The following is a 15,935-nucleotide window of genomic DNA, read 5'->3' on the forward strand; positions in this document are numbered from 1 at the left end:
GTGCCCGCACGACGCTGCACCAGAACCAGTCGACACATCGAACGTAGGACACCATGGTCACACTTTGACCGGGGTCAGACCGGGCCCGATGCAGCACCAAGCCCCAGTCTTCACAGACTTTCCCGTTGGCCCCGAACAAGCGCCGGCTTGGCCGTCCGCTGTTCGGGTCGTTGTGAGGGGTGCCCGGCGAACGGTTAGGGGTGGGTGCGCCGTGCCCGCGCTCGTAACGTACCGCGTCAGGTGGGCGCGACGGGCGATGCGGAAAACCTCCCGGCCGACGCAGGACGGGGCCGATTCCCGCCGAACCATTCCGCGGAATTTCCGGCAGCCGTTTCCGGGCGACCTGGCCCCGCACCGCGCCGACGACCACGCGACTCAGGAGAAGGTCTGAATGAACAAGTCCGACGACAAGCTGGTTCACGCCCTCCGTGTGTCCCTGAAGGAGTCCGAGCGTCTTCGCGCGCAGAACAAGAAGCTCAGCGAGGCCGGCCGCGAGCCGATCGCGATCGTCGGCATGGCCTGTCGTTTTCCCGGCGGCGTGAGCACACCGGAGGAGCTGTGGCGGCTGGTGGCCGGCGGCGCCGACGCCATCGGCGAATTCCCCACCGACCGCGGCTGGGACACCGACCGGCTCTACGATCCGAGCGGTGAGCGGCCGGGCGCCGTCCGCACCCGGCACGGCGGGTTCCTGTACCAGGCTCCTGAGTTCGACGCCGAGTTCTTCGGGTTCAGCGAGCGCGAGGCGCTCACGATGGACCCGCAGCAGCGCCTGCTGCTGGAGACCACCTGGGAGTCCTTCGAACGGGCCGGGATCCCGCCGGCCTCGGTGAAGGGCAGCTCGGTCGGGGTGTTCACCGGGGTGATGTACCACAACTATCCGGGCCACTACGGTTCCTCGGCGGTGGTGTCCGGCAGGCTCGCCTACACGTTCGGCCTCGAAGGGCCCACGGTCACCGTGGACACCGCGTGCTCGTCCTCGCTGGTGACCCTGCACCTGGCGGTGCAGGCCCTGCGCCAGGGCGAGTGCTCGCTCGCGCTGTCCGGCGGGGCGTCGGTGATGGCCTCCCCGCAGACCTTCGCCGAGTTCAGCGTCGACGACACGCTGTCCGTCGACGGCCGGTGCCGGTCGTTCGCCGAGTCCGCGGACGGTATCGGCTGGTCCGAGGGCGCCGGGATGCTGCTGCTGGAACGGCTTTCGGACGCGCGCCGCAACGGCCACCCGGTGTTCGCGATCGTCCGGGGCAGCGCGGTCAACCAGAACGGCGCCTCGAACGGGATGATGTCGCCGAAGGGCCCTGCCCAGCAGCGGGTGATCCGCCAGGCGCTGGCCAACGCCCGGGTGTCGAGCGATCAGATCGACCTGGTGGAGGCGCACGGGACGGCGACGCCGCTCGGCGATTCGGTCGAGGCGCAGGCACTGCTGGCCACCTACGGGCGGGAACGGCCGGAGGGTCGACCGCTGCGGCTCGGCTCGATCAAGTCGAACCTCGGGCACACCCAGGCCGCCGCGGGCGTTGCCTCGCTGCTCAAGGTCGTGCTCGCGCTGCGCAACGAACTCCTGCCCAAGACGCTGCACGTGGACGAGCCGAACCACCGGGTGGACTGGGCCTCCGGCGGCGTCGAACTGCTCACCGAACCGGTGGCGTGGCCGCGCGAGGACAGGCCCCGCAGGGCCGCGGTGTCGGGGTTCGGGATGAGCGGCACCAATGCGCACGTGATCGTCGAGGAGGCTCCCGAGGCCGCGGAGGTCTCCGCGGAGCGCGAGATTCCCGCGAGGGGCCCGATCCCGTGGGCGCTGTCCGGCCGGAGCCCCGAATCGCTGCGCGCGCAGGCCGCGCGGCTGCTGGAGCGGGTTCGCGGCAATCCCGATCTCGACCCGCTCGACATCGGCTACTCACTTGCCACCGGCAGGTCGGCGTTCCCGTACCGGGCGGTGGTCACCGGGACCAGCCGCGAGGAACTGCTGCGCGGCCTGGACACGGTGGCAGCAGGCGAGTCCTCTGCCGATGTCGCGTGCGGGGTGGCCCGCGGTGAGACCTCGACGGCATTCCTGTTCTCCGGCAACGCCTCACCGCGCAGCGGCCTCGGGCAGGAGCTGAGCGCCGCGTTCCCTGCGTTCGCCGCGGCGTACGGGGAGGCCCGCGCGGAGCTGGCCGAGCACGCCGACGGCGAGAACGGCACCGTGTTCGCCGTCGAGGTGGCGTTGTTCCGGCTGCTCGAATCGTGGGGACTCACCCCGGATTTCGTCACGGGGCACGGGGTCGGCGAGCTGAGCACGGCACACGTTTCCGGGGTGTTGTCGCTGCCGGACGCGGCCGCTCTGGTGACGGCGGCCGGCGCTGAGCCCGGCGCGCTCCGGAAGATCGCCGAGCGGTTGAGTTACGCGGCGCCGCACATTCCGGTGCTGCCGGGCGGCGGCGGCGAGCTGGCGACCGAGGAGGAGCTGTGCTCGCCGGCGTACTGGGTTCGGCGGCTCAGCGCGAAGGCACGTTTCGCGGACGGCGTCCGCTACCTGGAAGCCCAGGGCGTGAACCGGTTCGTCGAGTTCGGCCCGACGGGCGCGCGGGAAAGCCTGACCGGGAACGCCCTCGTGGTGTCCGCGCCGGGCGAGGACCGGCCCGTGGAAACCGTGACCACCCTACTCGGAAAGCTGCACTCGCACGGGATCTCGCCGGATTGGCGGGCCTACTTCGCCGGCCGTGGCGCGCATCCGGCAGACCTGCCCACGTATGCCTTCCAGCGGAAGTGGTACTGGCTGCGGTCGGCTCCGATCTACGGCGACCCGGTTTCCCTCGGCCTGGAAGCGGTGGATCACCCGCTGCTGGGTGCGGCCACCGTGCTCGCCGACTCCGAGGGCGTCGTGCTGTCCGGGCGCGTCTCCGTCGGAACCCATCCCTGGCTCGCAGACCACGCCGTCGGCGGCTCGCTTCTCTTTCCCGGCACGGGTTTCGTGGAACTCGCGATCCGGGCGGGGGACCGGGTGGACTGCTCCCGGCTGCGGGAGCTGACCCTGCACGCGCCGCTGGCGATGCCCGCGGAGGGCGGCGTCCGGATCCAGGTGAGCGTCGACGCCCCGGACGAATCCGGGGCGCGCTCGTTCGCGATCAGCTCGCGCACCGACGACCTGACCGGTGAAGGGACGTGGACCCGGCACGCCGGTGGCGTGCTGGTCGCCGCGAATGGCTCGGCGTCGTTCGCGCTGGACCCCTGGCCACCCGCCGAGTCCGAGCAGGTGGAACTGACGGGAATGTACGAGGAAATGGCGGAGCGTGGGCTGGACTACGGTCCGGTGTTCCGTGGCTTGCGCGGCGCATGGCGCGGTGCGGACGAGATCTTCGCCGAGGTGAGCCTGCCCGAACGGGCACGAAGGGACGCGGCGGCCTTCGGGCTGCACCCGGCTGTGCTCGACGCGGCGCTGCACGCGATCGGGCTCGCGGGCGGCGGGGAGGGCGTGTCGTTCCCGTACGCGTGGTCCGGTGTGGAGCTGTTCGCCTCGGGCGCCGCGGCGGCGCGGGTGCGGTTGCGGCTCACGGATTCGAACCTCGTATCGCTGGAACTCGCCGACGTGGCGGGAAACCCGGTCGCCTCGGTCGAATCGCTGACGCTGCGGCAGGTTTCCGAGGAGCAGCTGGCCGCGGCCCGTGGCGCCGCGGCGCCACGCCGGGAGCCCAGCCGAGCGCCGGAGCCGCTCGGGCGGCGTGCCGCCAGCGCACCGGAGACCACCGGGCCGGCCGGCGCCGAGGCCGACCCGAACTCCCTGCGGGGCAAGCTGCTCGCGCTTCCCGCCACCGAGCGGCTCAAGGCCGTGCGGGGGGTGGTCCTCGCCCAGGTCGCCGCGGTGCTCGGCCACGACTCGGCGGAGCTCATCGACGTCGACCGCGCCTTCAACGATCTCGGCTTCACCTCACTGCTGGCCGTCGAGCTGCGCAACCAGCTCGGTGCGGCCACCGGGCTGACCCTGCCACCCACCCTGGTGTTCGACTTCCCGACCGCGGCGGAGCTGGCCGGGCACCTGCACCAGGCGCTGCTCGGCGAGCTGGCTGCCAAGCAGGAGACGGTCGCGCTGACCACCGTGGCCGGTGACGAGCCGATCGCGATCATCGGGATGGCCTGCCGGTACCCGGGGGAGGTCGGCACACCGGAAGAGCTGTGGCAGCTCGCGGCCTCCGGCGGCGACGGGATCTCTCCCTTCCCGGTCAACCGTTCCTGGGACATGGACTACTGGCTCGGCCTGGTCGAGGCGAGCGGGCGGCAGCCGCAGGGCGGGTTCGTGCACGACATCACCGACTTCGACGCGGCCTTCTTCGGGATCAGCCCGAACGAGGCGGCGATGATCGAACCGCAGCAGCGGATGCTGATGGAGACCTGCTGGGAGGCGCTGGAGCGGGCCGGGATCGACCCGGTTTCGCTCAAGGGCAGCGACACCGGTGTGTTCGCCGGGGTCATGCAGTCGGACTACGACCCCGGGCCGGCCGGCAGCATGGAGACCAACGGCCTGTTCCGCAGCACCGGTGTGCTCGGCAGCGTGGTGTCCGGCCGGGTGTCCTACGCGCTCGGCCTGGAGGGGCCGGCGGTCTCGATCGACACTGCCTGCTCGTCCTCCTTGGTGGCCCTGCACTCGGCGAGCCAGGCGCTGAACCAGGGCGACTGCTCGCTTGCGCTGATCGGTGGCGTTTCGGCGCTCACTTCGCCGAGCCCGTTCGCCCACTTCGATTCGGGTGGCACCGCCGCCGACGGCCGGTCCAAGTCGTTCTCGGCGGCCGCGGACGGGATCGGCTGGTCCGAAGGCGTCGGTGTTCTCGTGGTCGCGAGGCTTTCGGACGCCCTGCGCGACGGCCGCGAAGTCCTCGCGGTGATCCGGTCGAGCGCGGTGGGCCAGGACGGCGCGTCCAACGGGCTGACCGCGCCGAGCGGCCCTTCGCAGGAACGCGTGATCCGCAGAGCCCTCGCGCTCGCCGGGCTGAAACCGTCCGATGTGGACGCGGTGGAGGCGTCCGCGACCGGCTCGACCTTGGGCGACCCGATCGAGGCGCGCGCACTGCTGTCCGTCTACGGGCAGGACCGGCCGGAGGACCGGCCGCTGTGGCTGGGCTCGGTCAAGTCGAACATCGGGCACAGCCAGGCCGCCTCCGGGGTGGCCGGCATCATCAAGATGGTGATGGCGCTGCGGCACGAGCAGCTGCCGATGACCCGGTACGCGGACAACCCGACCAAGCAGGTCGACTGGTCGGCGGGGCAGGTCAGGCTGCTCGCGGAGACCATCCCGTGGCCGGACCCCGGACGTCCGCGGCGCGCCGGTGTCTCGTCGTTCGGGTACAGCGGGACCAATGCGCACGTGATCATCGAGCAGGCGCCCGAGCAGGAGAAGGAGGAGCCCGCCACGCCCCAGCGGGACGGGCTGCTGCCGCTGCTGCTGTCCGCGCGCAGCAGGGAAGCCTTGCCGCTGCAGGCACAGCGGTTGCTGTCCCAGCTGACCACCGGTGGAGAACCCGACCCGCAGGACCTCGCGTACTCGCTGGCCACCTTCCGGACCCCTGCTTCGCACCGCGCGGCCGTGGTCGGCGAGGACCGGCAGGAGTTGCTCGCGGGGCTCGCCGCGCTGGCGAGGGACGAGCACTCCGCCACGGTGCTGCGCGGCAGCGGCCGGGCGGCTGCGAAGACGGTGTTCCTGTTCGCCGGCCACGCCGCCGTCCGCCTCGGTAGCGGACGGGACCTCTGCGCGGCCTTCCCCGCGTTCGCCAGGGAATTCACCGAGGTGAGCGAGAAGTTCGGGGCGTACCTGGACCGGCCGCTGCTGGACGTGCTGTTCGCCGAGAAGCGCTCGGTCAACGCGCAGCTGCTGGACCGGGCGACGTTCACGCACGCGGCGCTGTTCACCGTGCAGGTCGCCCTGTTCCGGCTGCTCGAGTTCTGGGGGCAGCGGCCGGATTACGTGCTCGGCCATTCCGGCGGCGAGGTGGCTGCCGCGCACGTGGCCGGGGTGCTGTCGTTGCCGGACGCGGTCAAACTGGTCGCCGGCCGCGCGCAGCTGCTGGAGGAGATGCCGGGCGGCGCGATGGTCGCGGTCGCGGCGAGCGAGGAGGAGGTCCGCCCGCTGCTGACCGGAAGGGTGGCGGTCGCCGAGGTCAACGGGCCGGACTCCGTCGTTCTTTCCGGCGACGAGAAACCCGTGCTCGAGATCGCCGCCCATTGGGCGGAACGGGGACGCGAGACCCGGCGGGTGCCAGTGCCGCAGGCCGCGCACTCGCCGCGGATGGACGAGGTCGTGGCGGAGCTGGCCGAGATCGCCGCGGAGTTGTCGTACGGTGCTCCGCGCGTTCCGGTGGTCTCCACGGTCACCGGCGCCCCGGTCGGGGACGAGCTGGCCAAGCCCGAGCACTGGGCGGCCACGCTGCGGCGGCCGGTCCGCTTCCTCGACGCGGTGCGCAGCCTGGAGGCGGCGGGGGTGAACCGGTTCGTGGATCTCGGCCCCGGCGGTGGGCTCGCGGGGAACGTGTGGTCCTGCCTGACCGGGCCGGGTGAGGATGTCACCGAACTGCAAGTGCTGCCCGGCGATCGCGCCGAGACCACCGCGGTGCTGCGGGCGGCCGGACAGTTGCACGTGGACGGCCTCAGCCTCGATGGCACGCGGCTGTTCGCCGGACGGGAGGCGCGGCGGGTACCGTTGCCGCCCTACGCGTTCCACCGCAAGCGGTACTGGCCGGACCTGGACATGGAGGCGATCAGGGCGAGCGGCGATCTGGCCACCACCGGGCTCGAATCGACGGGGCACCCGCTCGTCGGCGCGGCGATGTGGCTGGCGGACTCGGACGGCATCGTGCTCAGCGGCAGGCTCTCGGTCGCCACGCTCCCCTGGCTGGCCGAGCACACCGTGGGCGGCGAGGTCCTGTTGCCCGGCGCGGCTTTCGTCGAGATCGCCATCCGCGCCGGCGACGAAGCGGGCTGCTCCCGGGTCGAGGAACTGACCGTGCACTCGCCGCTCGTGCTGCCGGAGCGCGGAAAGGTGCAGGTGCAGGCCGTGGTCGGCGCGCGGGACGATGCCGAGGCCAGGGCGCTGACGGTGTATTCGCGCCCGGACGACCCGATCGCCGCGTGGACCCGGCACGCGACCGGGCTGCTGGTCGGCGGTGGGAAGGTCAAGCCGGAGGGACTCGAGGAGTGGCCGCCTGCCGAGGCCGAACCGGTGCCGGTGAACGGCCGGTACCAGGCGCTGGCAGGCAGGGGGCTCGGCTACGGCCCCGCGTTCCAGGGCCTGAGCGCGGGCTGGCGCCGGGGTGCCGAGGTGTTCGCCGAGGTGAGCCTCGGACAGGAGGCGAGCGGGCAGGCCGACCGGTTCGGCCTGCACCCGGCCGCGCTGGACGCCGCGGTGCAGGCGTTCGGCCTGCGTCCTGGCGGGGAGCCGGGTCTCCCGGTCGCTTGGACGGGGGTCGAACTGCACGCCACCGCGGCGTCGAAGCTGCGCGTACGGCTGACCCCGGCCGACGGGGACTCGGTCGCGGTGACGCTGGCCGATCAGGCGGGTAAGCCGGTGGCCTCGATCGAGGCCGTGACGGTGCGCCCCGTTGCCGAAGTGCGGGAAACCCTTGGCGCGCCTGCGGAAACCACCAAGGCCGGACGAGGTGGACCGGCGCCGGCGCGACGCACGGCGAGCCCGGCCGTCGCGGCCGACCCGGACGCGCTGCGCGAGCGGCTGGCCGGGCAGAACCAGGCCCAGCGGGAGAAGATCCTCCTGCAGCTCGTGCTCGAGCACACCGCGGCCGTGCTCGGCTACGCGGACCCCGACGCGGTCGACCCGAACCGTCACTTCCTCGAATCGGGCTTCGACTCGGTGACCGCGGTAGGACTGCGCAACAGCCTCAACGAGGCCACCGGGCTGCACGTGTCCCAGACGGTCATCTTCGATCACCAGAACCCGGTGGCGCTGACCGCGCACCTGCTGACCGAACTGGACGAGGTCTCCGACGCCTCGCCGGAGGACCCGGCTTCCGACGGGCTGAAGCAGTTGTTCGCCGAGGCCGTCCGCTCGGGACAGACGGAGGAAGGGCTCGGCCTGCTGAGCGCGGCGGCCAGGTTGCGCCCGGCGTTCCGGTCGGCGGCCGATATCGAGCAGGTGCCGGCGCCGGTCCGGATGGCCGAGGGAGCGCGGCAGCCGCACCTGTTCTGCCTGTCCACCCCGGCGGCGATGGGCGGCGCGTACCAGTACGCGCGGTTTGCCGCGCACTTCCGTGGCGTGCGCACGCTGTCCGCGTTGCCGATGCCGGGGTTCCTGGCCGGTGAGCGGCTGCCCGAATCGGCCGAGGCCATCGTGGACGTGCTCACCGAGAGCATCCGCAAGGCCGTTGGCGACGAGCCGTTCGCGTTGCTGGGCTATTCCTCGGCGGGGATCTTCGCGCACGCCGTCGCGGGTCGTCTGGAGCAGTCGGGCACCGGCCCTGCCGCGGTCGTCCTGCTGGACACCTACGCCGCCGGTGGCGAGGACATGCAGCGCAGCGATCAGGAGGAGCGGGACAAGGCCACCCTCGGCCTGGTCTCGGGGCTGCTCGAAAACGAGTCGCGGTACGGGCCGTATGACCGGACCAAGCTCACCGCGCTCGCCAGGTACCTGGACATCCTCCCCGAGGTCACGCTTCCCGAGATCGCGGCGCCGAGCCTGCTGGTGCGGCCGGAGGACCGGTTCGGCGCGGGCGAGGCCGGAGGCGGTGCGGGGGACTCCGAGGCGTGGCGAACGGCGTGGAGCCGCGCCGGCACCACCGCGGTGGTCCCCGGTGACCACTTCAGCCTGGTCGAGGACAGCTCGGCGACAACGGCGCAAGCGGTCGAGGACTGGCTCGGCTCGTGAGTTCTGCGCGGCGCGGATCAACCGGACGAGCACCGGCTGGATGATCGCGGAGGAACAGGCGTTGGGGCGAAAGGCGCGCCTGCCCGCTCGCCGCGGGAGGCGTCGCCTTCGTGCTGTGGACGGTCATGAACCTCGCCCGGCTCGGTGCCGGGGCGATGACCGGTCTGGCCGGTGCCGCTGGGACGCCCCGTGGTGGCTCCGGACGGTGGTCACCGGTGCGGGGCTGGACCATCGAACGGGATCGCCGCACGCGCATGTTTCGAACGGGTGGACGGAGCGAGTCGGCGATGAGCGAGGGTCCGGCGTCGCTCGGGCGTGCGTCGCGGTCCGGGCAGCGGCCCGCCTCGGAAGCCGAAAGCCGGCTCGCGACGGTACGGATCGTGCGCGCCGGGGACAGCGGGCCGATCACCGAGGAGCAGGCCTGCCGGCGGCATGCGCGGATGTCGGTGTCCCGGACGCGCCGCGGACCTTCGCCTCGCACTGGCATTCGTCGGGGTCTGCCGGTGCCGCTGGGATGGGCGCCGCGCACCGCGAGACACGAGGTGCAGATCACGGGCAGGCCCAAGTTCACCGAGACGTCACCCTTACCGGGTTCGTCGCGGTGGCGGTCGGGTGCGGACGACGACCGGCTCGTCGACCAGTCCACAGTGGACGGTTCGGTGGACTTCGCCGAGCTGTGGAAACCCAGCCGGTGATCTGGGACGAGCGCGCGCCTGCTGGGGCGGTGACCGCACGCGTCCGCGGGGCGGCGCGAGTGTGGCTGCTTAGGCGTTGCCGAGCCCGAGCACGGCCTTGCCGAACGGCTCAGAGCCGGCCTTCCCCGGCACGACCTGGCTCCGGACGACACGCTCCTCACCGGGCAAGCGACCCGGGACCCGCTTCGCCTTCGCTGCCGACGACCGCTGGCCATCTGCCGATCCGCGGCGTTCTCTGCACCGGGCCCTCGATCGTCCCGACGCGGCCGCGCAGGAAACCACGCCGGCGCCGCGTCCTGCCGGCCTTCGCCGGTGCCACTCCCCGGCTCCCGGATCGTTCGAGGCCTTCGGGAAGCTGGACGTCGAGGTGATCTGCGAGCCGGTCGTCGGCCGGCGTGCAATTCCGTGAGAACGTGCGCCTCTTCGATTCCGTTCCACGCAACGCCGTGCCGCCGACCGCTCCTGCGGGCGGCGGCCATCGAAGGCTGCCGGGGAAGGCTGTCGGGGGAGGCTGTCAGGCGAAGGTGAGGCCAGGGTGCCGACTGAGGCGCGGGACGACGAGGAGGTCATCGCGCGGGCCCCGGCGTTGGTCCGGGCGAGGCCGAACTGGCGTGCCGGTTCCCCACCGCCGGGCACCTGCTCGTCTGGGCGCGTTTTCGCCCCCGGGCGAAGGGCAACGCCTCGACCGGACACGGCAACCGCTACCTCGCCAGGACCCTCGGGCAAGCGCCCGTCGGCGCCGCCCGCACCGGCACCCGCCTCGGCGAACGCCACCAGCGCATCGCCGAACGCCGCGGCAAGAAGAAGGCCCCGGTCGCCGTAAGCCACTCCATCCTGACCAGCACCAGGCACCCGCTCCGGCCCCGACGCCCGCCTCCACGACCTCGGCCCCGACTTCCACGACACACACCGCATCAGCGACGAGTGCGAGAAACGCGACCACCTCCGCCCGCGCGCCCTCGGCTACCGGGTCACCCGCCAACCGTCTGACCACACCGACCACCGCGAGCCCGGCTCCGGTGCGCTCCGCCCGGGTGCCTGCCCCGCTCGCCTTCGAGTTCCGGATTGGGGTGGCCTGACGGGCATCAGGAACCGCGACGGTCGGCGACGACCGCGGCGATGATGTCGTCCAGGGTGTGCGTGGGGGCGAAACCGATCTGCTGGTGCGCGCGGGTGCAGTCGGGGATGCGGCGCTGCATGTCCTCGTAGCCCTTGCCGTAGGCCTCCTCGTAGGGCACCTTCGCGATGGTGCTGGAGGAGCCCGTCGCGGTGATCACGCGCTCCGCGAGCTGCGAGATCGTCGTCTGCTCGTTGCTGCCGAGGTTGAACACCTTGCCGTACGCCGATTCGTCGGACAGCAGGGCCACCAGGGCCGGCACGACGTCGTGGACGTGGCAGAAGCAGCGCGTCTGCTGGCCGTCGCCGAACACCGTGATCGGCTCGCCCGCCAGCGCCTGCTTCACGAAGCGCGGGATCACCATGCCGTAGCGGCCGGTCTGGCGGGGGCCGACGGTGTTGAAGGGCCGGACGATCACCGTGCGCAGGCCGTGCTCGACCGCGTACAGGTGGGCGAACGTCTCGTCCAGTGCCTTGGCTTCGGCGTAGGACCAGCGGTTCTTCAGCGGCGAGCCGATGATCCGGTCGGCGTCCTCGGTGAGGCCGTCGGCGGTGTTCTTGCCGTAGATCTCGCTGGTGGAGGCGACCAGGATCGGCACGTCGTGCTGCAGCGCCGCGTCCAGCACGGTCTCGGTGCCGTGCAGGTTGGTGCGAAGGCTCTCCATCGTCTTGTCGAGGATGGTGAAGACGCCGACCGCGGCCGCGAGGTGGAAGACCGCGTCGATGCCGGCCATGCACGCCGCTACCGCCGCGGGGTCGGTCACCGAGCCGCGCACGAAGCGGAAGCCGGGGTTGTCCCGCACTCCGGCGAGGTTGTCGAGCGTGCCGGTGCCGAGGTTGTCGAGCGCGACGACCTCGTGGCCCTGTTGCAGGAGGTGCTCGGTCAGGTGGGAGCCGATGAACCCGGCACCGCCGGTGATCAGGTAACGCACGTCGGAGTCCTCTCAGTTCGCGAAGAGCGCGGTGTCGAAGCGGTAGGTGGCGTCGATGACGACCGCGCACTGCGCGAGCCAGTCGTAACCGTGGCCGGCCTGGACGGTGTGGATCAGCGCGACGTCCCAGTCGCCGCCGTCCGGCTCCACGACGCTGTCCAGCGAACCCCCGGTGACGCGGACGTTCGGCACGAGCGGGTCGTAGTAGCCGACCTTCGCGCCCTTCGCCGCCAGCAGGTCGATGATGTCCAGCGCGGAGGAGGACCGGACGTCCTGGACGCCGGGCTTGTACGTCACGCCGACCACCAGCACGCGGGCGCCCGCGAGCCCCTTCCCGTGGTGCGACAGGGTGTTCACCACGCGGTCGACGACCTGCTTGGGCCGCTCGGCGATGGCGTGCATGGCCTGGGTGACCAGCGGCGCGTTGTTCTGCGTCGCGCGCAGCTGCCAGAGCAGGTAGTGCGGGTCGCAGGGGATGCAGTGCCCGCCGACGCCGGGGCCGGGGTGAAAGGCCATGAAGCCGTAGGGCTTGCTCGCCGCCGCGTCGATCACCTCGATGGGGTCGATCGAGAAGCCGTCGCTGATCTCCGCGAACTCGTTGGCCAGCGCGATGTTCACCGCGCGGAAGGTGTTCTCGTACAGCTTGGTCAGCTCGGCCACCTCGGGCGAGCTGACGCAGTGCACCTGCGGGGTCAGCAGGGAGATCACGCGCTGCGCCATCGCGGTGCACGCCGGCGTCACCCCGCCCAGCACACGTGGGGTTTCCTGCTGCGTGTGCGTGACGTTGCCGGGGTCGATGCGCTCGGGGCTGGAGGCGACGAAGACGTCGCGCCCGACCTTGAACCCCTTGGCGGTCAACGGCTTGACCAGCAATCGCCCGGCGGTGCCGACGTAGCTGGTGGAGGTCAGGATCAGCGTCTGGCCGGCACGGGCGTGCGCGATCAGCGCGGCGCAGGCGCTCTCCAGCGGGCCGAGGTCGGGCATCAGGTACTCGTCCAGCCCGGTCGGCACGCACACCAGCACGGCGTCGGCCTCGGCCATCCGCGCGGAGTCGGCGGTGAGCTGAAAGTCCTCCTGGTGCACGGCTTTCTCCAGCCGGCGGTGGTCGGCTTCGATCAGGTCGACCTCGCCGGAGCGGATCGCGTCGAGGCGGTTCTGCGAGAGGTCGATGCCGATCACCTCGACGCCGCTCTCGTGCAGGCCGAGGGCGGTCGGCAGGCCGACGTAGCCCATCCCGATCACCGCGACGGACGTCAGCTCGTTGAGCTCGGCCAAGGTCTCGTGTTCAGCGACAGTACTGGTCATTCCGGTTCACCCGTCTCTTGCGGTGGGAAGTTGTCTGAGCGCGAAGTCACTGCACGATCCGGAGGATCTCGAACGCTTCGGCGAGGCCGGCGGAGATCTGCGAACCGCGGTATTCGGCGAGGGCGTGGACGCCCCGTTCGCTGCGCGGGTGCGGCCAGGGCTCGAGTTCCCTGCCGTACGCGCGCAGTGCTTCGATCTTGCGCTCGACGTGCGTGTCGTCGAGGCGCTGCCAGCAGTTGGGCCGGAAGGTGACCGGCAGTCCGGAAGCCTCGCCGACGTCCGTGGCGGAGCGGATCTCGAACGTCCGAACCTCCTGCACGCTGCCCTTGCCCGGCCGGCCCGCCACCCGCGCGGCGCGGCTGACCAGCGCGTGGTCGGTGCTCAGGTCGCACATGCTCGTGGTGAAGATCGTGTCGGGTTCGAAGTCGCGGACTTCGTTCTCCACGACGCGGTTCAGCTCGAGGTGGCTGACGGTGTCGAGCCGGTTGTCCCCGAATTCGTTGATGCGCACGCGTTCGATACCCAGCGTCTTCGCGGCCAGTTCGATCGCGGCGGTGCGGTTGACGACGCCGGTGCCGGTCGGTGACCGGGAGCCGTCGTCGTTGGTCAGGATGCAGAGCGAGATCGTCACGCCTTCGTCGGCGAGCCGCGCGATCGTGCCGCCTGCGCCGAGCGTCTCGTCGTCGCCGTGCGCTCCCACGACGAGGAGCTTGCGTATCTTTCTGTGCATACCGATCCCCAGCCTTAGTCCAATGGGCGAGCAATTCGCGTTCCGGTCATCGCCGAAAACGGTGGCGAGCGCGGAACAACGGAGGTGAATAGTTTTTCGGACGTGCTGAAAATCTGTCATCCGTGGGCGACGACCGACAACCCCTAAAGACCGTCTAAAGCGGACCTTGGCCGCCGCGTGCCCCCCGGGATAGGGGCGGGATTCCCTGTGCGGTTCCGGGGCCGTTAGGGGTGGGTGTTTCCGGCACGCGCTCGTATCGTCGTATCCAATTGCTGTGGGGGCCCGCGCGAATCCCCTTTCCAGCGCCGGCGACGCAGAAGGAAAGGGGACACGTGGGCAACGGTGAAGTGATCTTCGCCGAAGCTGATTCGGCCGCCGCACAGGTGCCGGACTGGACGAGTTCAGCCAGGCTTCTCAGCTGGTCGCCCACCGCGGACAGCCGATGGCCGGGCTGTTGGCCGAAGCCGTGCGGCAACCGGAGCGACGCGATGGGCCGAACTCGCACCGGCGGGGCGCTCGCGTCGCTCGCGGAGGCGGCGCCGGCTGGTGCCGAGGCATCGTTCCGGTGCTTGGCGCCGACGCCGAAACCACTGCGCAGGCGGTCAACGTTCGGTTTGAGACTCTTCGAGGAGCGCGGCGATGCCGTCCAGGACGCGGTCCAGGCCGAAGTCGACGTCCGCGCCCGCCGGGTACTCTCGCCGGGTCGCGAGGGCGGCCAGGCGGGGGTAACCGCGGTCGGCGAGCAAGGGCCCGAGGAACGCGCGAACGCCATCGGCGTGCGCGGGGAAGCTGGCGGAGTCCGGGTCGGTGTGGGCGCGGAGGCGTTCGGCCGTGCCGCGGGCGAAGTCCGCCACCAGCCTCGCGCAGCCGAGAGCGTCCGCATCGGACAGACCGGCGGCGGACAGCGCCGCCAGCAACATTTCCGTCCAGCGCAGGAGGTTCGGGGTGACAGCATCGCCGCGGGCCGGGACGTCCAGCAGCCAAGGGTGGGCGCGGTAGCGGTCCAGCGCGGCATGGGTCCAGGCCCGCGCGGTGGCCCGCCATCCGGGGTCGCTCAGCGACTCCGGGGGCGGCCCGAAACCGGCGTCCGCCAGGAGGACCAGCAGTTCGCCCTTCGAGCCGAGGTAGCGGTACAGCGCGTTGGTGGTCAGCCCGAGCGACGCGGCGATGTTGGGCAGCGACGCGGCCGTCAGCCCGTCGGCGTCGGCGAGTTCGACGGCGGCGGCGACGATCTGCGCCACGCTGTGCGAAGGCTTGGGACCGCGGCGGGTGCGCGGCGCGGTGACCCAGGCGGGCGCCAGCCCGGGAGGCAGGTGTGGGACGTCGACAGGATCGGGCTCGGTCGTCATCTTTCGCTCCGCAGTATCCTTCAAGTAAACTGTGCAAGCCCTATACTAATCAAGCTGAGAAGCTAGGGAAATGGTCGTGGCGGCATCCACGCCGGCCCGAGAGCGCACCCTGGCCGAAGGCTCGCTGTCGCCGCCACGGGCCGCCTTTCTCGGAACCGTGAGTCACCGACAGGAGCAGCGTTCCGCAGGCGCGATCGCGCGCAAGGTGCGACGAGTGGGAGGCGAGTGCGCGTGAGCGCGACCAACCGGTTTGCGGGTCGGGTCACGGAGCTGGACCGGAAGCTGGCGGCCACCGAGATCGAGCACGCCCGCTCGGAAGGTGAGTACGACGTCGCCGAGACGGCCCGGCGGTTGGCTCTGGTCCAGACCGCGACCACGCGCGCCGCGCTGCGCGTCGCGGTCGCCGGCCGGGCCGACGGCGTGATCCCCCCGGCGCTCGACGCGGCGCCGAGGATCGCGGCTGCGCTGTGGCTGCTCATCAGCGTCGTCCACATCGTCATCTGGCTGATGATCGGCGTGATCAGCGGCGAGTGGGACCCGTGGCTGCTCTGGGTGCTGTTCGGTGGCGGGCTGATGGCGGCCGGCGTGTGGGCCGCCCGCGAATGGGACCGCCGCCTGCGCTCGGTGTCCCGGACGGGCGGATAGGGCCGGGGTGGCCAGGCTCGCCGGCCACTGTTAAACTGTGTAAGGCATGCACAGTTACCTTGCCAACCGATATGGGGGACCTCATGCCGGAGAGTGTTGACGAAGCCCGGTCCTCGAGTGGCCTTGCCCGCTGGATCGTCACGATCGTGTGGGCGGTCGTCGGCGGCGCCCAGTTCGTGATCTGGCTGCTCATGTGCCTGATCACCATGACCTTCAAGGCGCCGTTCTGGCTGTGGACGATCGGCATCGGCGGGGTTGTGCTGCTGCTTTGGTGGTTCCTCGACCCGGCGCGGCGCACCCGGGAAGGTGCGGAGTGAACGACGT

8 protein-coding genes are annotated in these 15,935 nt (G+C 71.5%); 4 read left to right on the forward strand and 4 right to left on the reverse strand.

Translation table 11 applies throughout. The features are described 5' to 3' along the window. Nucleotides 1-391 precede the first annotated feature (391 nt). Together ACIA77_RS47735 and ACIA77_RS47740 are read left to right on the forward strand one after the other, a co-directional pair. Nucleotides 392-8,839, forward strand: a complete 8,448-nt coding sequence (locus ACIA77_RS47735) for a beta-ketoacyl synthase N-terminal-like domain-containing protein (protein ID WP_395892847.1) — start codon at nt 392-394, stop codon at nt 8,837-8,839. A 503-nt stretch (nt 8,840-9,342) separates the two neighbouring features. Beyond that, complete coding sequence (locus ACIA77_RS47740; RefSeq protein ID WP_395892848.1) at nt 9,343-9,534, forward strand: hypothetical protein; 192 nt, start codon at nt 9,343-9,345, stop codon at nt 9,532-9,534. 1,085 nt (nt 9,535-10,619) lie between these two features. Here the strand turns inward: ACIA77_RS47740 and ACIA77_RS47745 are convergent. The 4 genes from ACIA77_RS47745 to ACIA77_RS47760 all read right to left on the reverse strand — a co-directional run bounded on the left by ACIA77_RS47745 (nt 10,620) and on the right by ACIA77_RS47760 (nt 14,966). Next, nucleotides 10,620-11,582 carry an NAD-dependent epimerase/dehydratase family protein gene (locus ACIA77_RS47745; protein WP_395892849.1) on the reverse strand — a complete coding sequence of 321 codons (963 nt, stop codon included), beginning with the start codon at nt 11,580-11,582 and terminating at the stop codon, nt 10,620-10,622. Between the two features lie 12 nt (nt 11,583-11,594). Further along, on the reverse strand, nt 11,595-12,887 hold the full coding sequence (locus ACIA77_RS47750; protein WP_395892850.1) for a nucleotide sugar dehydrogenase: 1,293 nt from the start codon (nt 12,885-12,887) through the stop codon (nt 11,595-11,597). Nucleotides 12,888-12,933: 46 nt separating this feature from the next. Next, nucleotides 12,934-13,617, reverse strand: coding sequence for a PIG-L deacetylase family protein (locus ACIA77_RS47755; protein WP_395892851.1), 684 nt, complete (start codon nt 13,615-13,617; stop codon nt 12,934-12,936). Between the two features lie 602 nt (nt 13,618-14,219). Next, nucleotides 14,220-14,966, reverse strand: a complete 747-nt coding sequence (locus tag ACIA77_RS47760) for a TetR/AcrR family transcriptional regulator (protein ID WP_395892852.1) — start codon at nt 14,964-14,966, stop codon at nt 14,220-14,222. Nucleotides 14,967-15,197: 231 nt separating this feature from the next. Here ACIA77_RS47760 and ACIA77_RS47765 point away from each other — a divergent pair, with 231 nt between their 5' ends. After that, on the forward strand, nt 15,198-15,611 hold the full coding sequence (locus ACIA77_RS47765) for a hypothetical protein (protein WP_395892853.1): 414 nt from the start codon (nt 15,198-15,200) through the stop codon (nt 15,609-15,611). Nucleotides 15,612-15,694: 83 nt separating this feature from the next. Continuing rightward, entirely contained in the window at nt 15,695-15,928 is a 234-nt protein-coding gene (locus ACIA77_RS47770) for a hypothetical protein (RefSeq protein ID WP_395892854.1), read from the forward strand. The last annotated feature ends 7 nt before the right edge of the window (nt 15,929-15,935 follow it).

This window comes from Amycolatopsis sp. NPDC051903, assembly GCF_044452505.1.
In the GTDB taxonomy this organism is placed as follows: Bacteria; Actinomycetota; Actinomycetes; order Mycobacteriales; family Pseudonocardiaceae; genus Amycolatopsis.